Annotated in this window: 14 protein-coding genes; 7 read left to right on the top strand and 7 right to left on the bottom strand. The window is 72.0% G+C overall.

Annotated features, from left to right (window positions below; genetic code table 11):
* Positions 1-125 precede the first annotated feature (125 nt).
* Complete coding sequence (locus ACFWIA_RS10285) at positions 126-560, bottom strand: cold-shock protein (RefSeq protein ID WP_387002344.1); 435 nt, start codon at positions 558-560, stop codon at positions 126-128.
* 192 nt (positions 561-752) lie between these two features.
* Here ACFWIA_RS10285 and ACFWIA_RS10280 point away from each other — a divergent pair, with 192 nt between their 5' ends.
* Positions 753-2,546: a transporter substrate-binding domain-containing protein gene (locus ACFWIA_RS10280; RefSeq protein ID WP_387002342.1), complete on the top strand. Its 1,794-nt coding sequence runs from the start codon at positions 753-755 to the stop codon at positions 2,544-2,546.
* 16 nt (positions 2,547-2,562) lie between these two features.
* Here the strand turns inward: ACFWIA_RS10280 and ACFWIA_RS10275 are convergent, their stop codons facing one another.
* From ACFWIA_RS10275 to dnaE, 3 genes are all read right to left on the bottom strand, one after another.
* Complete coding sequence (locus ACFWIA_RS10275; RefSeq protein WP_387002340.1) at positions 2,563-3,174, bottom strand: disulfide bond formation protein DsbA; 612 nt, start codon at positions 3,172-3,174, stop codon at positions 2,563-2,565.
* Between the two features lie 70 nt (positions 3,175-3,244).
* Positions 3,245-3,598 (bottom strand): DUF6300 family protein, encoded by a 354-nt coding sequence (locus ACFWIA_RS10270; RefSeq protein WP_387002338.1) that lies wholly within the window; start codon positions 3,596-3,598, stop codon positions 3,245-3,247.
* Positions 3,595-7,200, bottom strand: coding sequence for a DNA polymerase III subunit alpha (gene dnaE, locus ACFWIA_RS10265; RefSeq protein WP_387002336.1), 3,606 nt, complete (start codon positions 7,198-7,200; stop codon positions 3,595-3,597). Before dnaE ends, ACFWIA_RS10270 begins: the two co-directional genes overlap by 4 nt.
* Before the next feature lie 171 nt (positions 7,201-7,371).
* On the opposite strand from dnaE, the gene ACFWIA_RS10260 reads away from it, so the two are divergent.
* Positions 7,372-8,391 (top strand): LysR family transcriptional regulator, encoded by a 1,020-nt coding sequence (locus ACFWIA_RS10260; RefSeq protein WP_387002334.1) that lies wholly within the window; start codon positions 7,372-7,374, stop codon positions 8,389-8,391.
* On the opposite strand, the gene ACFWIA_RS10255 is transcribed toward ACFWIA_RS10260, so the two are convergent.
* Both ACFWIA_RS10255 and ACFWIA_RS10250 read right to left on the bottom strand, forming a co-directional pair.
* Positions 8,336-8,983, bottom strand: coding sequence for a nitroreductase family protein (locus ACFWIA_RS10255; protein WP_387002397.1), 648 nt, complete (start codon positions 8,981-8,983; stop codon positions 8,336-8,338). The two genes, ACFWIA_RS10260 and ACFWIA_RS10255, sit on opposite strands and share 56 nt — an antisense overlap.
* A gap of 69 nt (positions 8,984-9,052) precedes the next feature.
* Positions 9,053-10,414 carry an MFS transporter gene (locus tag ACFWIA_RS10250; protein WP_387002332.1) on the bottom strand — a complete coding sequence of 454 codons (1,362 nt, stop codon included), beginning with the start codon at positions 10,412-10,414 and terminating at the stop codon, positions 9,053-9,055.
* Between the two features lie 143 nt (positions 10,415-10,557).
* Here ACFWIA_RS10250 and ACFWIA_RS10245 point away from each other — a divergent pair, with 143 nt between their 5' ends.
* Positions 10,558-11,022, top strand: coding sequence for a MarR family winged helix-turn-helix transcriptional regulator (locus ACFWIA_RS10245; RefSeq protein ID WP_387002330.1), 465 nt, complete (start codon positions 10,558-10,560; stop codon positions 11,020-11,022).
* Between the two features lie 52 nt (positions 11,023-11,074).
* On the opposite strand, the gene ACFWIA_RS10240 is transcribed toward ACFWIA_RS10245, so the two are convergent.
* Positions 11,075-11,896 carry an NmrA family NAD(P)-binding protein gene (locus tag ACFWIA_RS10240; RefSeq protein ID WP_387002328.1) on the bottom strand — a complete coding sequence of 274 codons (822 nt, stop codon included), beginning with the start codon at positions 11,894-11,896 and terminating at the stop codon, positions 11,075-11,077.
* Positions 11,897-12,062: 166 nt separating this feature from the next.
* On the opposite strand from ACFWIA_RS10240, the gene ACFWIA_RS10235 reads away from it, so the two are divergent.
* The 4 genes from ACFWIA_RS10235 to ACFWIA_RS10220 all read left to right on the top strand — a co-directional run bounded on the left by ACFWIA_RS10235 (position 12,063) and on the right by ACFWIA_RS10220 (position 15,309).
* Complete coding sequence (locus ACFWIA_RS10235) at positions 12,063-12,905, top strand: aldo/keto reductase (RefSeq protein WP_387002326.1); 843 nt, start codon at positions 12,063-12,065, stop codon at positions 12,903-12,905.
* A 207-nt stretch (positions 12,906-13,112) separates the two neighbouring features.
* A complete protein-coding gene (locus ACFWIA_RS10230) occupies positions 13,113-13,640 on the top strand; it encodes a DUF6328 family protein (protein ID WP_387002395.1) in 528 nt (175 codons plus the stop codon).
* A 72-nt stretch (positions 13,641-13,712) separates the two neighbouring features.
* Positions 13,713-14,114: a hypothetical protein gene (locus ACFWIA_RS10225; RefSeq protein ID WP_387002324.1), complete on the top strand. Its 402-nt coding sequence runs from the start codon at positions 13,713-13,715 to the stop codon at positions 14,112-14,114.
* Between the two features lie 205 nt (positions 14,115-14,319).
* Complete coding sequence (locus ACFWIA_RS10220; RefSeq protein WP_387002322.1) at positions 14,320-15,309, top strand: ABC transporter substrate-binding protein; 990 nt, start codon at positions 14,320-14,322, stop codon at positions 15,307-15,309.
* Positions 15,310-15,385 lie beyond the last annotated feature (76 nt).

The following is a 15,385-nucleotide window of genomic DNA, read 5'->3' as shown; positions in this document are numbered from 1 at the left end:
TGGGGGGCTTCCTCCTGGGGGTTGCTGCGGGGGCCCCTCCGGCGCGGGGGGCGCGGGCGGGGGGCCCGGCGGCGGGGGGGCGGGGGGGCCCACACCCCCCCCCCCCCCGACGGCACAGCGATCGATCAGCCCTCGGTCCAGCCGTGGTTCTTGCCGAACTGGAGCAGCCCGCGCCGGATCTGGAGGATCTGGTCCCCGGTCAACGAGGGCGCTGAGGACAGCAACACCTCGGTGACGTCATGGACGAACTCCTCGGCCGTGAGCACATCGCACAGCGTGTCGTCGTCCACCTGGACCTGGCGGGTGACACCCGAACCGGACGCCCCTCCGCTCCGCAGGGGGGCCGGAACGACCGCTCCCTCGGCGAGCCGCACGTCCGAGGCCTTCGGACCGCGCTCCCCCTCCTCGATCACGAACTCGACCGTGAGCCCCGGACGCATCTGCTGCTCCGGGATCAGTAGGTCGTTGACGTGGACGAAAACGTCCTCGCCGCCGTTGTCTGGCGCGATGAACCCGTACCCGCGCAAACCGTCGAAACGCACCACATTACCGGCAACCATGCCGTCACCCCCACAGAGGACCGGGCCACGTGCCCGGGCGAACACCACAGGTGAGGGAGCGTACGCGAGAGGGGGGCGGTGTGTACACAGAGCGCGGGAGAACCGGCTGTGCGCACCCCCACCCGTGTGGCAGAGTCGAGCGCGGCGCCGACCCGGTCCGGAGGCGTTCCGCGGGGGCGACGAGGGGGCCATGTGGCGCGGGTGATCGACGACCGCTTCGAACTGCTGGACCGGCTCGGTGGCGGCGGCATGGGGTTGGTGTGGCGGGCGCGTGACCTGGCGCTGCACCGTGAGGTGGCACTCAAGGAGGTGCGTCCGCCCGACCCCGCGATGGCCGCCCACGACCCGGACATCGCCCGCGTCCGGCGCGCCCGGGTGCTCCGCGAGGCCCGGGCGCTCGCCCGCATCGTGCACCCGCACGTGGTGACCATCCACCACATCGTGGACGGCGGCGAGGACACGTATCCGTGGCTCGTCATGGAACTCGTCACCGGCGGCTCGCTCCAGGACCGCTTCGACCGTGGCCCCCTGACCCCCGCCGAGGCGGCCGGCATCGGCCGCGGCGCCCTGGCGGGACTGCGGGCGGCGCACGCGGCGGACATCCAGCACCGGGACATCAAGCCGCCCAACATCCTGCTGCGGCCCGACGGGAGCCCGGTCCTCACCGACTTCGGCATCGCGGCCGTCACCGGCTCCACGGTGCTCACCGCCGCCGACTCCTTCATCGGCACCCCCGACTACATGGCGCCCGAACGGGTCGCGGGTGAGGACGGCGGTCCCGCCGCCGACCTGTGGTCGCTCGCCATGACGCTGTACGTCGCCGTCGAAGGGCACCATCCGCTGCGGCGCGGCAGCACCTTGGCCACCCTCGCGGCGGTGCTCAGCGAGGACGTGCCGCCGCCGCGCGCCGCCGGACCGCTGACCGAGGCCCTGACCTCCGTCCTGGTGCGGGACCCTGCGCAGCGACCCGATGCGGCAGCGCTGGACCGGATGTTGGCCACGGCGCAGCACGCTCCCGCGGTGGCCCCCGCAGCGGACCGCGCGACCTACCGGCTGGTCCCGCCCCGGCCGACCGCACGTCCTTCGGCGCAGCCCGAGGGCCAGGTGCCGCCGCCCGCGGTCCGGCGCAGGCCGGTGCTCCTCTACGCCTCGGCGCTCGGCGCCGCCGCACTGGCCGGCGCCCTGCTGTGGGCGCAGTTGCCCCTTGGCGGGGGTGGGGCGGACGGCGCAGGGGGCGACACGGGTGGTGGTGCGGGCGGCGCGAAGTCACCCCCACCCACTGCTGCGGGGATCACCATCGGCATCAAGGTCGACCAGCCGGGCATCGCCTTCCGGGACCCCGACGGACGGTACTCCGGCTTCGACGTGGACACCGCCAGGTACGTCGCCCGGGAACTGGGCCACGCCCCCTCCGAGATCGCATGGGTCCCGGTGTCCAGCAGGGAGCGCGAGAACGCACTCGCCGAGCGCACCGTCGACATGGTCGTCGCCACGTACACCATGACCGACGGCCGGGAGGAGGAGGTCGACTTCGCGGGGCCGTACCTGATCGCCCATCAGGACGTGCTGACCCGCGTCGACGACTTCTCCATCTCTTCGGCTTCGGCCCTGAACGACAAGAAGGTCTGCTCGGTGACCGGCTCCACCTCCGTGCAGAACATCCGGACGAAGGTCGCCCCCGCGGCGAAGATCGTGAACCGCGCGACCTTCGAGGACTGCCTCACGGACCTGGCGCAGGAGACCGTGGACGCGGTCACCTCCGACGACGCCATCCTCGCGGGACACGCCGCGCGGACACCGGACGCCTTCCGGCTCGGCGGCTTCCGGCTGACCGAGGAGCGCTACGGGATCGGCCTCCCGAAGGACAGCCCGTACCAGCCGAGTGTGCAGGCCGCGCTGAAGAAGATGGTGGCGGACGGTTCCTGGGACGAGTCGCGTCGCAAGAACCTCCCGCTGCTCACGACGGCCCGGCCGCCGTCGCTCTGAGCGGGGCCGCACCCGCTCAGTCGAAGCGGGGCCCTTCGGGGTACGCGCGCTTCAACTCGTGGAACCCGGGAACCCCCGTCAACAGCAGGTAGCCGTCCCACAGGCGTCCCGCGGCCTCCCCGGTGGGCGCCGGCGAGACGACCGGGCCGAAGAACCCGGTGCGTCGACCGTCCGCGCCGGTGACCGCCAGTACCGGGGTGCCCACGTCGGGACCGACCAGCGCCATCGCCTCGGAGTGCGAGGAGCGGACGGTTCCGTCGTACGCGGTGGACCAGGCCGCCTCGGCCAGCTCCGGGGGCAGGCCGGCGTCGGTGAGGGCACCCGCGAGGTTCCCCCAGTCCCCGTGCAGATGGAACCGGGTGCCCATCGCGGTGAACAACGCGCCGAGCGCCTGCGGCCCGTACCGCTGCTCGACCGCGGCGCACACCCGTACGGACGCCCACAGGTAGTCGCCCCAGTCGCCCTCCGGGTCGTCGGCCCGGTGTTCGTTGAGCACCGACAGGCTCATCACCCGCCAGCGGACCGTCACCGGGCGCACCCGGCCCACCTCCACCAGCCAACGCGAGGTGATCCAGGTGTAGGGACAGACCGGGTCGAACCAGAAGTCGACGGTGCGCGGTTCGGTCATCCGAGCGGCTCCTCGTGTTCCGGGACGGCCCCCGCGGCCCCCTGCCGAGGCTACCGCCGTGCCGCACGGGCTACAGTTCCCCGGCCCGCCACCGTCCCTCCTCGGCGGCGAGCGCCCCCGGATCGGCCCGCCGCGCGCGCACCGCACCGAGCCAGCTCCCGGCCCGTTCCTCGAACACCCCCGGAGCCGCCCCGGTCGGGCCGCCCTCGCCGAGCAGCGCCAGCAGCGCCGCCGCCGCGGGGTCGTCCGTGTCGCAACGGGAGCAGAGCAGGGACTCGGCGACGCCCTCGACCCGTTCGCCCGCCCGGTTGTGCCAGGAGTGCGGGTAGCGCACGGTCAGCACCGCGGCAACCCGACACCGGGGACAGCGCGGACAGCACGGGCCGCGGGTGCCGTCCGCGGCGGTCCCCCCTTCCGGGGTCACGCGGTGCCCACCCAGGCGTCCGCCCCGAACGCGCCCTTCACCTCGGAGGCGAGGGTGGCGGCGTTCACAGTGGGCCGCAGGGCGTACACGGTGGTCGTCGCCGTGTCCCGGACGCTGAGGTGCACGGGGCTGTCGCCCGGGTGGTCCGCGAGGATGCGGCGCAGTTTGCCCACCGCACGTGCGGTGACCCGGTGGGAGCGCAGCGCCAGCCGCACGGGCGGCCGGCCCCCGTGTTCGACGGACGACACGTCCAGGACGGCGAGTTCCCTCCCGAAGACGTTCAGGGTGCCGTCACGGTCCTCGACGCGGCCCGTCACGGTGACGACGTTGTCCTCGGTCAGCGCGGGCCGCACCAAGGGGTAGGAGGCGGGGAAGAACAGCACCTCGACCGTGGCGTCCCGGTCCGCGAGGTGGACGACGGCCCAGGCGTTGCCCTGTTTGGTCACCTTGTGCTGGACTCCGGTGATCAGTCCGGCGAGCCGTACCTCACCGGTGGTGCGGCCGGAGGCGAGCAGTTCGGCGACCGTGCAGTCCCGGGCCCCCGCGAGGACCTGCTCCGCACCGTCCAACGGATGCGCGGACACGTACAGCCCCAGCATGTCGCGTTCGGCGGCCAGCAGTGCGCGGCGCGGCCACTCGGTCCCGTCCACCGGGAAGCCGAGGCCGAGGACGGGCGCCGCGCCGCTCTCGCCCGCCTCGCGGTCGAGCCCGGCGAACAGGTCGTCCTGTCCGAACGCCGCGGCCTTCTTCAGCGGGACGACGGCGTCGACGGCGACCTCGTGGATCGCGGCGAGCCCCTTGCGGGACTGCCCCAGGGAGTCGAACGCGCCCGCCTTGATGAGGGATTCCACGGCCCGTTTGTTCACTGCGGGCAGCGCCACCTTGTCCAGGAAGTCGGCGAAGGAGGTGAATCTTCCCTTCCGGCGGCGGGCCTCCACCACCGCGTCGATCACCTGGTCCCCGACGTTGCGCACCGACCGCAGCCCGAACCGCACGTCGTCCCCGACGGCGGTGAACTCCGCGACGGACTCGTTCACATCGGGTCGCAGGACCCGTACCCCGTTCTCGCGGGCGTCGGCGAGGTAGCCGGCGGCCTTGTCCTTGTCGTCGCCGACCGAGGTGAGCAGCGCGGCCGTGTACTCGGCCGGGTAGTTCGCCTTCAGATAGGCGGTCCAGTACGACACCAGTCCGTACCCGGCGGTGTGGGACTTGTTGAACGCGTAGCCGGAGAACGGCAGCATCACGTCCCACAGCGCCTTGACCGCTTCCTCGGAGAAGCCGTTCGCGCGCATCCCGCCGTGGAACTTGTCCCACTCGGCGGCCAGCACCTCCGGCTTCTTCTTGCCCATCGCCCGGCGCAGCATGTCCGCCCCGCCCAGGGTGTAGCCGGCGAGCTGCCGGGCGATGGCCATGATCTGCTCCTGGAAGATCAGCAGGTGGTGGGTGGAGCCGAGGATCGGCTCCAGGGCGTCGGCCAGCTCCGGGTGGATCGGGGCGGGCCGTTGCTTGCCGTTCTGCCGCAGTGCGTAGTTGGTGTGCGCGTTCGCCGCCATGGGGCCCGGCCGGTACAGGGCGTTGGCCGCCGCGATGTCCTCGAACCGGGTGGGCCGCATCAGCTTGAGCAGGGCCCGCATCCCGCTGCCGTCGAGCTGGAACACCCCGAGCGTGTTGCCCTCGGCCAGCAGCCGGTACGTCGGGGCGTCGTCCAGCGGGATCACCACGGTGGACGCGTCCCCGTCCAGCGGGTCGACGGTGGCCAGTTTGACGCCCCGGTTCTCGCGCGCGTTGGCCAGCGCCCGATCGATCACCCCCAGGTTCCGCAGGCCGAGGAAGTCCATCTTCACCAGGCCCATCGCCTCGCACGACGGGTAGTCGAACCCCGTGATGCGCGCCCCGTCCGCGGCGCGCAGGTGCAGCGGGATCCGGTCGGTCAGCTCGGTCCGCGACAGGATCACCGCGGCGGCGTGCACCCCGGTGCCGCGGGTCAGGCCCTCCACCCCGCGGGCCGTGTCCAGCACCCGGCGCACGTCCGGCTCGGCCTCGTACATCCGCCGGATCTCGGCCGTCTCGGCGTACCGGTCGTGGCCCGGGTCGAAGACGGCGGCCAGGGGCGCGGAGGCGCCGTTCTGGTCCGGTGGGAGCGCCTTGGTGATCCGCTCGCCGTGGGAGAACGGATATCCGAGGACGCGCGCGGAGTCCTTGACGGCGTTCTTGGCCTTGATCCTGCCGAACGTGTTCACCAGGGCCGTGTACGCCTCGCCGTACTTCTCCGTCACGTAGCGGACCATCCGGTCCCGCTGCCGGTCGTCGAAGTCGAGGTCGACGTCCGGCGGGTTGATGCGCTCCGGGTTCAGGAACCGCTCGAACAGCAGGCCGTGCTCCAGCGGACACAGCTCGGTGATCCGGGTGGCGTAGGCCACCAGGGAGCCGGTCGCCGAGCCGCGGCCCGGACCGACGGGGACGCCGTTCTCCCGGGCGTGCCGACAGATGTCCGCCACCACCAGGAAGTAGGAGCTGAACCCCATCGGACCGATGACGGCCATCTCCGTCTCGTAGCGGTCCAGGACGTGCGCCGGAACCGGGTCCCCGTAGCGCAGCGCCAGCCCCCTGCGGACCTCGGCGCGCAGCCAGGACTCCTGGCTGTGGCCCGCCGGCACGTCCGGGAATCGCGGCATCTCGTCGACGTGGTCGAACACCTCGTCGTAGGACTCGACGCGCTCGGCGATCCGCAGGGTGTTGTCGCAGGCGGCGGGCAGCTCCGCGAACAGGGCGCGCATCTCGGCGGCGGACTTCAGGTGGTAGCCGGAACCGCTGAAGCGGAAGCGCCCGGGGTCGTCCTTGTTCTTGCCGACGCCGATGCACAGCAGGGTGTCGTGCGCGTCGGCCTGGTCCTCGGTGACGTAGTGCGCGTCGTTGGTGGCGAGCAGCGGGAGCGCCAACTCCCGGGCCAGCCGCAGCAGGTCGTCGCGCACGCTCCGCTCGATGTCCAGCCCGTGGTCCATCAGCTCCAGGAAGTAGTTCTCCCGACCGAAGACGTCCTGGTAGGCCGCGGCGGCGGCCTTCGCCTCCGGGTACTGGCCCAGGCGCAGCCGGGTCTGGACCTCGCCCGAAGGGCACCCCGTGGTGGCGATGATGCCGTCCGGCCGTTCGGCGATCAGCTCCCGGTCCATGCGCGGCTTCCCCGCGGGGAACTGGCCCTCGTAGCTGGCCCGGGTGCTCAGCCAGAACAGGTTCCGCAGCCCCTGGGCGTTGTGCGCCCACAGGGTCATGTGGGTGAACCGGCCGCCGCCGGACACGTCCTTCGCGCCCTCGCCGTCGTCGTTGACGGCCCGCCGGCCGCCCGGCGCCCAGAACTCCCGTTGCCGGGCGAAGCGGGAGGAGGGCGCCAGGTACGCCTCGATGCCGATGACCGGCTTCACACCGTCGAAGCGCCGGGCCACCCGCGCGAACTCGTGGGCGCCGAACATGTTGCCGTGGTCGCTCATCGCGATCGCGGGCATGCCCTGGCGGGCCACCTCCGCGAACATCGGCTCCAACTTCTGTGCGCCGTCCAACATCGAGTACTCGGTGTGGTTGTGCAGGTGGACGAAGGAGTCCGACATGGGTGACCCACCTCCTGGGCGGTACGGAACCGCGGTGTGCGTCCGATGAGGTGTCCCACCTGCACCACCGCGGGTTGACCCGGGCCATCCAAGCGAGCCGCACGGCCCGGGATCAAACAACTGCTCCGGCGCCGAGCCACAACCACACGTTGTGGACCTAAGGTGATCGGTGTGGACCTCATCGCCGTACGCACCTTCGTCGTCGTGGTGGACGAGGGGCAGTTCCAGGACGCCGCCGTTCAGCTGTCGGTCACCCAGCAGGCCGTCTCCAAACGGATCGCCGCACTGGAGCGGCACCTCGGCGTACGGCTGTTCACCCGGACCCCCCGCGGGGCGCAGCTCACCATCGACGGGCAGGCGTTCCTGCCGCACGCCCGCGCACTGCTCCGCGCGGCGGAACGCGCCGCCGCCTCCGTGCGCCCCGGTCACCGGGCGTTGCGCGTGGACGTGATCGGGCGGCGGCTCTCGACCGCGGGCCTGCTGCGCGACTTCCACCGTGCGCGCCCCGGCATCGACCTCGACGTGGTGACGCTCTTCGACGCCGAGGAGGCCGTGGCCGCGGTGCTGGCCGGCACCATCGACGCCACGTTCCGCACCGTGGCGACGCCCGGGCGGCGGCTCCCCGAGGGCATCGCGGCGACCCCGGTCCTCGATGAGCGGCTCCATCTGTTCACCGGGCCGGCGCATCCGTTCGCCGGTGCCGCCTCGGTGACCCCGGCCCGGCTCGCCGGACACCGCATCTGGATGCCCGGCAACGTCCCCGGCGCCGAATGGACCGCCTACTACGACGCGTTCGCCGCCGCCTTCGGGCTCACCATCGATGCGATCGGCCCCAACTTCGGTCTCGAAGACCTGCTCGACACGATCGCCGGGTCGGTGAACGTGGCGACGCTCCTGAGCGAGCAGACCCCGCTGGTCTGGCCCGTCGGCCACGATCTGCGGCGCGTCCCGCTCACCGACCCGACCCCGGTCTATCCGCACTCCCTCCTGTGGCGTGCCGACAACCCGCATCCCGCGCTCGTCGCCCTGCGCGACCACCTCGCCGCCGCGTACCCGGGGCCGCCCGGACCGGGGACCTGGACGCCGACGCGTGCGTCCGGGCGCGAGCCCGCCGGGCCCGCCCGGCCCGGCGCGGTCACCACCGGTCCCAGTGCAGCACCTGGTCACGGGGGACCCGACGGGCCGGCTTGAAGTCGGTTCCGAGGGTGAACGCGAGCGGGATGAACGCGGCCAGCATCACCTCCCGGTACGGCACCCCGAGGGCGTCGGCGAGTTCCTCCTCCAACGGCCCCTGCGCCGTCGTCCAGACGGTGCCGAGCCCGCGCGCCCGTGCGGCGAGCATGAAGCTCCACACCGCCGGCAGGATCGACCCCCAGGTGCCGGACTGGTCGAGCACGGAGGCGTGGTCGGTGCGCCCCTCGATCGCCGGGATGACGAACGCGGGTACGCGGTGGACGTTCTCGTAGAGGTGACGCAGGCCCTCCGAGATCCGTTCCATGGAGTCGGGGTGGGCGTACATGCGTTGCACGTCCCGTTCGGTGAGCGGTTGCCCGCTCGCGGTGGTCAGCGCCCGGCGGAAGATGTCCCCGACCAGGCGACGCCGCTGCGGATCGGTGACGATGACGAAGTGCCAGCGCTGTCGGTTGCGGCCGGTCGGTGCCTGGGTCGCCAGGTCCACGCACTCCTCGATCAGGGTGCGCGGGACCGGGCGGTCCAGGTCGAGCCGCTTGCGCACGGCGCGGGTGGTCGACAGCAGTTCGTCGGGGGTGAGTTCCAGGGTCACGATCGTCTCCTCGGTGCTCGGCCGGCCGGTGCCGGCGTGGGTGGTGGCGGCGCGGGTGGTCACGGCCGGTCAGCCGGCGGCCCGGGCCTCGGTGGGAGTGGTGCGGGCACGCAGGCCGAAGTGCGCCAGTGCCGCTCCGAGCAGGGAGAAGCCGCCGGCCGCGAGGAACGCGAGCCGGTAGCCGTCGGGGCCCGGACCGCCCGTGGCGAGGAGCGAGGCCAGCACGGCCACCCCGATGCCGGCGCCGATCTGCACGGACGAGGTGATCAGCCCGGACGCCAGGCCCTGTTGTTCGTCGGGCAGGGCACCGACCGCCGCGATGTTCAGGCTGGGGAAGGAGAGCCCGTTGCCCACCCCGTGCACCAGGAGCGCCGGGAGGAGCACCGAGACGTAGTCGGCCTCGGCGTCGGCCCGGAGGAAGAGCAGGATGCCCGCGGCCTGGACCAGCATCCCCACCGCCGCCGTCCGTCCGAGTCCCCAGCGGTCGATCGGTCGTCCGGCGAAGCGGGCGGTCACCACGATCGCCAGCCCCATCGGGACGATGCCCAGGCCGGTCGACAGGGCCCCGTAACCCTGCACTTGTTGAAGGTGCAGGACGGCGGCGAACTGCCAGCCGATCGTTGCGCAGGCCCAGGCCACCGCGGCCAGGTTGGCGGTGGCCAGGGCGCGCGACCGGAACACCCGCAGCGGGACCAGGGGGAGTCGCTGCCGGCGCTCGACCGCCACGAAGGCGATCAGGAACAGGGCGGCGAGGACACCCGCCCCGCCACTGGTCTCGGTCAGCGCGTACACCAGGAGCAGCACTCCGGCGGTGACGGTGGCCGCCCCCGCCACGTCGAAGCGTCGGGCCTCGGCGGGGGGCGGTCCGTCCTTCGGCAGCACCCTCGGTGCGAGGAGCAGGACCAGCAGGGCGATCGGCACCGGGACGAAGAACACCAGCCGCCAACTGACCTCGGTCAGCAGCCCGGAGGCGACGAGCCCGCCGCTGTACCCGGTGGCGCCGGCCAACGCGTAGACGCCCAGCGCGCGGTTGCGCCCGGCGCCCTCGGTGAACGTGGTGGTGATCAGGGACAGTGCGGCGGGGGCGGTCAGTGCGGCGGCCAGCCCCTTGACCACCCGCGTGACGACCAGTAACCACCCCTCGGAGAGGAGCCCCCCGGCCAGGCTCGCCCCCGCGAAGACCGCCAGGGACAGCAGGAACATCCGGCGACGGCCCAGGAGGTCCGCCACCCGGCCGCCCAGCAGCAGGAAGCCGCCGTAGGTGACCGCGTACCCGGACACGAGCCATTGCAGCGTTCCCTCCGACAGGGACAGGTCCCGTCCCACGGCGGGCAGGGCCACCCCCATCAGCGACAGGTCCATCGCGTCCAGGAACACCGCGGTACAGAGCAGCGTCAGGGCCGCCCGCTCGTTGCCGCCGGGTCCGTTCATGGTCGACCTCCATCTGAGCGCCAATCATCTGCAGGAAGATGATTGGCGATCATACGAAGATGATGGGTGGCGCGCAAACGATCTGTGGGCAGATGGTTCCTGGTAGGGTCGTCGCGAACGGGGAGCACAGGAGGAGAGACCGCATGGTGCCCAGGACCGCGGACCGCGCACAGGTCGCCTACTTCCCGAGGCTCGCCGCGGAACGGTTGGACATCGCGCTGTGTCGGGCCTCCGCTGCGGTGGCCCGGGCCGCCGACGCCCGGACGGACGAACTCGGCCTCGGCGTCGGGCACCACCTGGTGCTCAAGATGCTCGCGGAGGTCGGCCCCTGTTCGCAGCGCGTCCTCAGCGACGAACTGCGCATCGACCGCAGCGTCATGGTCGGCCTCTGCGACACCCTGGAGCGGGCCGGCCGCGTACGGCGCGAGCGGGACGCCGAGGACCGTCGCGCCTACGCCGTCACCCTCACCGACCCGGGGCGCGAGGCACTGGCCCGCGCCGAAGGCGCCCTCCCCGGATTCCTGGACGGCACCTTCCAGGCGCTCGCCCCCGAAGAGCGGGAGCAACTCTCCTTCCTCCTGCGCAAGTTGCTTCAGATCCACCCCTGAACGCCCGGCGGACCCGGCTGCGGCCCCGAAGCGGCGCCGCGGGCTCTCGTGGTCAGCCGCCGAAGGCGGCCCGGTTCTCCGGGACCCACCCGGCGAAGGTGCGGGCCGGCCTGCCGGTGACCTCTTCCACGGTGGGCAACACGGTGCGACCGGCCGCCGGCGGCCGGGTCCGCATCATCACGAAGAACTCGATGTCCTCCTCGGAGAATCCCTGTTCGCGCCAGCCGGCGACGATCTCGTCCCGGCTCAACTCGACGTACCGGACCTCACGTCCCAGCACCTCGGAGATCACCCGCACCTTCTCCGGCGCCGTCAACGCCTCCGGGCCGGTCAGCCAGTACTCCTTCCCGGCGTGCCCCGCTGTGGTCAGGGCCGTGGCCGCCACCGAAGCGATGTCCGCCTCGTGCACCATCGAACTCTCGATGTCCGGGAAGCCCTCGCGGACGAGGCCCTCCGTCCGCACCGACTCGCCCCACTCCAGGGCGTTCGACATGAACTCCACCGGCGCGAGGTACGTGTACTCCATGCCGCTGGCCTCGACGGCCGCATCCAACTCCGTCTTCTCCGTACCGCCCTTGAGGACGGTCACCCGGCGCACACCGGCCCGCGCCGCGGCGTCCACGATCTCCGGCCCGTTGCCCAACGGGGCGTAGTCGTCGCCGAAGCCGATCAGATGGGCCGCCGTCATCCCGGCGAAGACCCCGGGCAGGCCCGCCGTGTCGGACAGGTTGCCGGCCACCACCTCCGCACCGTCCGGGAGGTGAGCCCGCCGGGGGTCACGGGTCAGGGCGCGAACCCGGTGGCCGGCGGTGAGCAGCTGCTCCACCAGGGGGCGGCCGACATGGCCGGTGGCGCCGGAGACAATGATCGTCATGAGGGATCTCCTTAGGTCGTGCCGCCCACGCTAGAAGCAGTTGCGGACAGGTCGTGTCCGCGATCAGTGTCGGGTCCACGGGCCCCGATCCGCCCCCGCCTGAACCCCCACATCCGTCAACTCCGTTGATAACGTGGTCTCTTGACCGAAAGGACCAGCGCGGCACATGACATCCACCACGTATCGCATCGGCGGGGACCGGGAAGTACGACGCCTCGGATTCGGGGCCATGCACCTGTCGACGGAGCCGGGCCCGGACCGGGACGCCTCGCTCGCCGTCGCCCGCAGGGCCGTCGAACTCGGCGTCACCCTGATCGACACCGCGCACCTGTACGGCGAAGGGGCCAACGAGGAACTGTTGGCCGAGGCCCTGCACCCGTACCCGGACGGGCTGCTCCTCACGACCAAGATCGGGGTCGCCCGGACCGGTCCCGGCGGGGACTGGAAGTACGACGGACGCCCGACCGTCCTGCGCGAGCAGGTCGAGCAGGCGCTGCGCCGACTGCGCGTCGAACGGATCGAACTGCTCCAACTGCACCGCATCGACCCGGAGACACCGCTCGCCGAGCAACTCGGCACCCTGCGGGAGCTACGGACCGAGGGAAAGATCGGCCGTATCGGGCTGTCCGAGGTGACGGTCGCCGAGCTCGACCTGGCGCGGCAGATCGTCGACATCGCGAGCGTGCAGAACCGCTACAACCTGCTCGACCGCGAACACGAGCCCGTGCTCACCGCCTGTGCAGAGGCGGGCATCGCGTTCCTGCCCTGGCGCACGGTCGCCTGGGGCGACTCCGGGAAGCACGCCGAGGTCGCCGCGGTGGCGGCCGAACTCGACGCCACGCCCACCCAGGTGGCACTGGCCTGGCTGCTCGGTCGCTCCCCGGTGGTCCTCCCGATCCCGGGCACCTCCAAGATCGCCCACCTGGAGGAGAACCTCGCCGCGGAACGCCTCGTGCTGTCCCCGGCCCACCGCAGCCGTCTCGACCGGCTGACCGCCCCGACCGGCTGATCGGGGCCCGCGCGGCCCCCGCCTCCCCGGTGTGGCGGCCCTCCGCCCGGGTACCCGCAGGCCGTCGTCCGACGACGACGGAGGACGGGGGAGGACGGGGGCCGTGGGCCCGGACCGCGAGGAGGAGGGGTCGGCGTGGGGCTGGACGACAACGGTCGTGAACGAGGACACCAGGACACCGAGCACCAGGACACCCAGCGTCGGGACATCGGGCGGTACGGCACCGGGCGTCAGGAGTCCGAGGAGGAGCGCGCCGACCGACGCTGGAGCGATCTCCTCCAAGAGGTGCGGGTGGCCCAGACGGGTGTGCAGATCCTGTTCGGCTTCCTGCTGACCGTGGTCTTCTCCTCCCGCTTCGCCGACCTCCCGCGGACCGACCACGTCATCTACCTCGTCACCGTGTTCCTGGGGGCCGCCGCCACCGGCGCACTGATCGGCCCGGTGGCGCTCCACCGGATGCTCACCGGCCGGAGCGTGAAGCCGCAGACCGTGGAGCTGGCCTCGCGACTCGTCGTCCTGGGGCTGGCGCTGCTGCTGTGCACGATGGGCACGGCGCTCCTGCTCGTCCTGCGGGTCGTCCTGCACGACGCCCTCGCCGGCTGGCTGCTCGTGCCGATGGTCCTCTGGTTCGTCCTGTGCTGGTTCGTCCTGCCGCTGTGGGCCCGACTGCGTGGCGAACGCCCCACGCAGACCGTGCCGTCGGATCGATCGGATGCCGGGGCGTCGGAGCCCTGACCCGAAGTGGGCGTCCCGGCGCGGCGGTCGACGCCCCGCGTCGATGTCAGTGGCGGCTGCGACGCTGACGCCATGAACCCGTTGACCCTGCTCGACCTCGACCGGGCCCTGCGCGCCAGCTGGGCCGCCGACACCTGCTCGCCCGACGACCTGGCCGACTGGCGGCCGGAGAATCCGGCCTGCGGGCACTGCGACATCACGACCCTGATCGTCAACGACGTCTTCGGCGGTGACCTCCTCTGCGGCGAGGTCGCCCTCGAAGACGGGACCCCGCGCGGCTACCACTGGTGGAACCGGCTGCCCAGCGGGGTGGAACTCGACCTGACGCGCGAGCAGTTCCGCAACGGCCAGACCGTCACCGTCCCCCGCGTGATCGTCCGTCCGCCGGGCCCGCTGCCCCGGCGCTGGGACGACTACCTCCTGCTGCGCGAGCGCGTCGGCACGCACCTCGGTCCGCTGCCGGAACCCGTCTGAGTCGAGATCGCCACCGCGTCGGAGTCGGGTCGCCCTTCGCCCGATTTCCGGCTCTTTATGGGGACGTAGCTGGTCGAGGGGCCCCTTAGGGGGGAGGTGGGGGAGATGGGGGATGAGGTTAGGTTAGGCTAAGTGAAGTTTTGAATCTTCGCAGCTGCATCGCCGGGCGATGCGGCTGCCTATGTGGTCCTGGGAGTCGTTCGCCGTGCGTTCCATCCGTTTCCGCCAGTCCATCGTGGTGACCAGCGCGGTCCTGTGTGCAGGTGTCGTGCTGAGCGCCTGTGGAGAGTCCGGCGGGGGCTCCGACTCGGGCAAGAGCGAGGGTGACGTCACCGTCACGACCGCGAAGGGCGAGCTGAAGGTTCCCCTGAAGCCCGCCAAGGTCGCGGCGCTCGACAACACCTCGTTCGCGACGCTCAAGGCGTTCGGCGTGAAGCCCGTCGCGGTGCCGAAGGCGCTGCTGCCGAACGAGGGCTTCGAGGACTGGAAAAACGATTCTTCTATCAAGGACGTGGGCACCCACCGCGAGCCCAAGTTCGAAGAGCTGAACGCCGCCGAGCCGGACCTGATCATCGGCGGCTACCGGTTCACCGACCACCACGACAAGCTGTCCAAGATCGCCAAGACGGTGGACGTCGCCCCGTCCGACGAGGCCAAGGGCGGCTACGTCGCCTCGCTGAAGACCCAGACCGAGAGCCTCGGCAAGATCTTCGGCCAGGAGGCCAAGGCCAAGGAGATCGTCGCGGCCCTGAACAAGGCCGAGAAGTCGGCCGCCGACGCCACCAAGGGCGAGACCGTGTTCCTCGCGGTCGCCAGCGCCGGCAAGATCGACAACGGTGCCAGCCGCATCGGCCGCCTCTCCGAGCCGCTGAACCTGAAGAACGTGATCAGCGCCGAGGGCGAGGACAGCACCTCCGTCCACAACGACTCCGGGCTCGCCCCCGAGACGGTCGCCAAGCTCAACCCCGACTGGGTCATCATGCTGGACCGGGACGCGGCCGTCGGCACCGAGGACGGCTCCGAGGCCGTCGCCGCGAAGAAGATCGTGGACGGCATGGAGGCGTGGGACAAGACGACCTTCCGCAAGCAGGACCAGGTCATCTACCTGGCGAGCGACTTCTACGTGACCGAGGGCGCCCAGGCGTACACGGACGCCTTCGACCAGGTGGCGACCGCGTTCAACGCGGCCGGCTGACACCCCACCTCGACGCGGTCCCGGCCTTCCCCCGGGGCCGCGTCGTCCCCTTCCCCCGGACCATCCATCCCGGACC

The sequence above is a fragment of the Streptomyces sp. NPDC127068 genome, from assembly GCF_042724695.1.
Lineage (GTDB): Bacteria > Actinomycetota > Actinomycetes > Streptomycetales > Streptomycetaceae > Streptomyces.
This window is presented reverse-complemented; position numbering and strand designations above follow the sequence as displayed.

Excerpts from the sequence above, each read along its gene's own strand:
- ACFWIA_RS10285 (WP_387002344.1), bottom strand. The coding sequence starts at position 560 with ATGGTTGCCGGTAATGTGGTGCGTTTCGACGGTTTGCGCGGGTACGGG.
- ACFWIA_RS10275 (WP_387002340.1), bottom strand. The coding sequence starts at position 3,174 with ATGACCGAACCGCGCACCGTCGACTTCTGGTTCGACCCGGTCTGTCCC.
- dnaE (WP_387002336.1), bottom strand. The coding sequence starts at position 7,200 with ATGTCGGACTCCTTCGTCCACCTGCACAACCACACCGAGTACTCGATG.
- ACFWIA_RS10250 (WP_387002332.1), bottom strand. The coding sequence starts at position 10,414 with ATGAACGGACCCGGCGGCAACGAGCGGGCGGCCCTGACGCTGCTCTGT.
- ACFWIA_RS10245 (WP_387002330.1), top strand. The coding sequence starts at position 10,558 with ATGGTGCCCAGGACCGCGGACCGCGCACAGGTCGCCTACTTCCCGAGG.
- ACFWIA_RS10240 (WP_387002328.1), bottom strand. The coding sequence starts at position 11,896 with ATGACGATCATTGTCTCCGGCGCCACCGGCCATGTCGGCCGCCCCCTG.
- ACFWIA_RS10235 (WP_387002326.1), top strand. The coding sequence starts at position 12,063 with ATGACATCCACCACGTATCGCATCGGCGGGGACCGGGAAGTACGACGC.
- ACFWIA_RS10225 (WP_387002324.1), top strand. The coding sequence starts at position 13,713 with ATGAACCCGTTGACCCTGCTCGACCTCGACCGGGCCCTGCGCGCCAGC.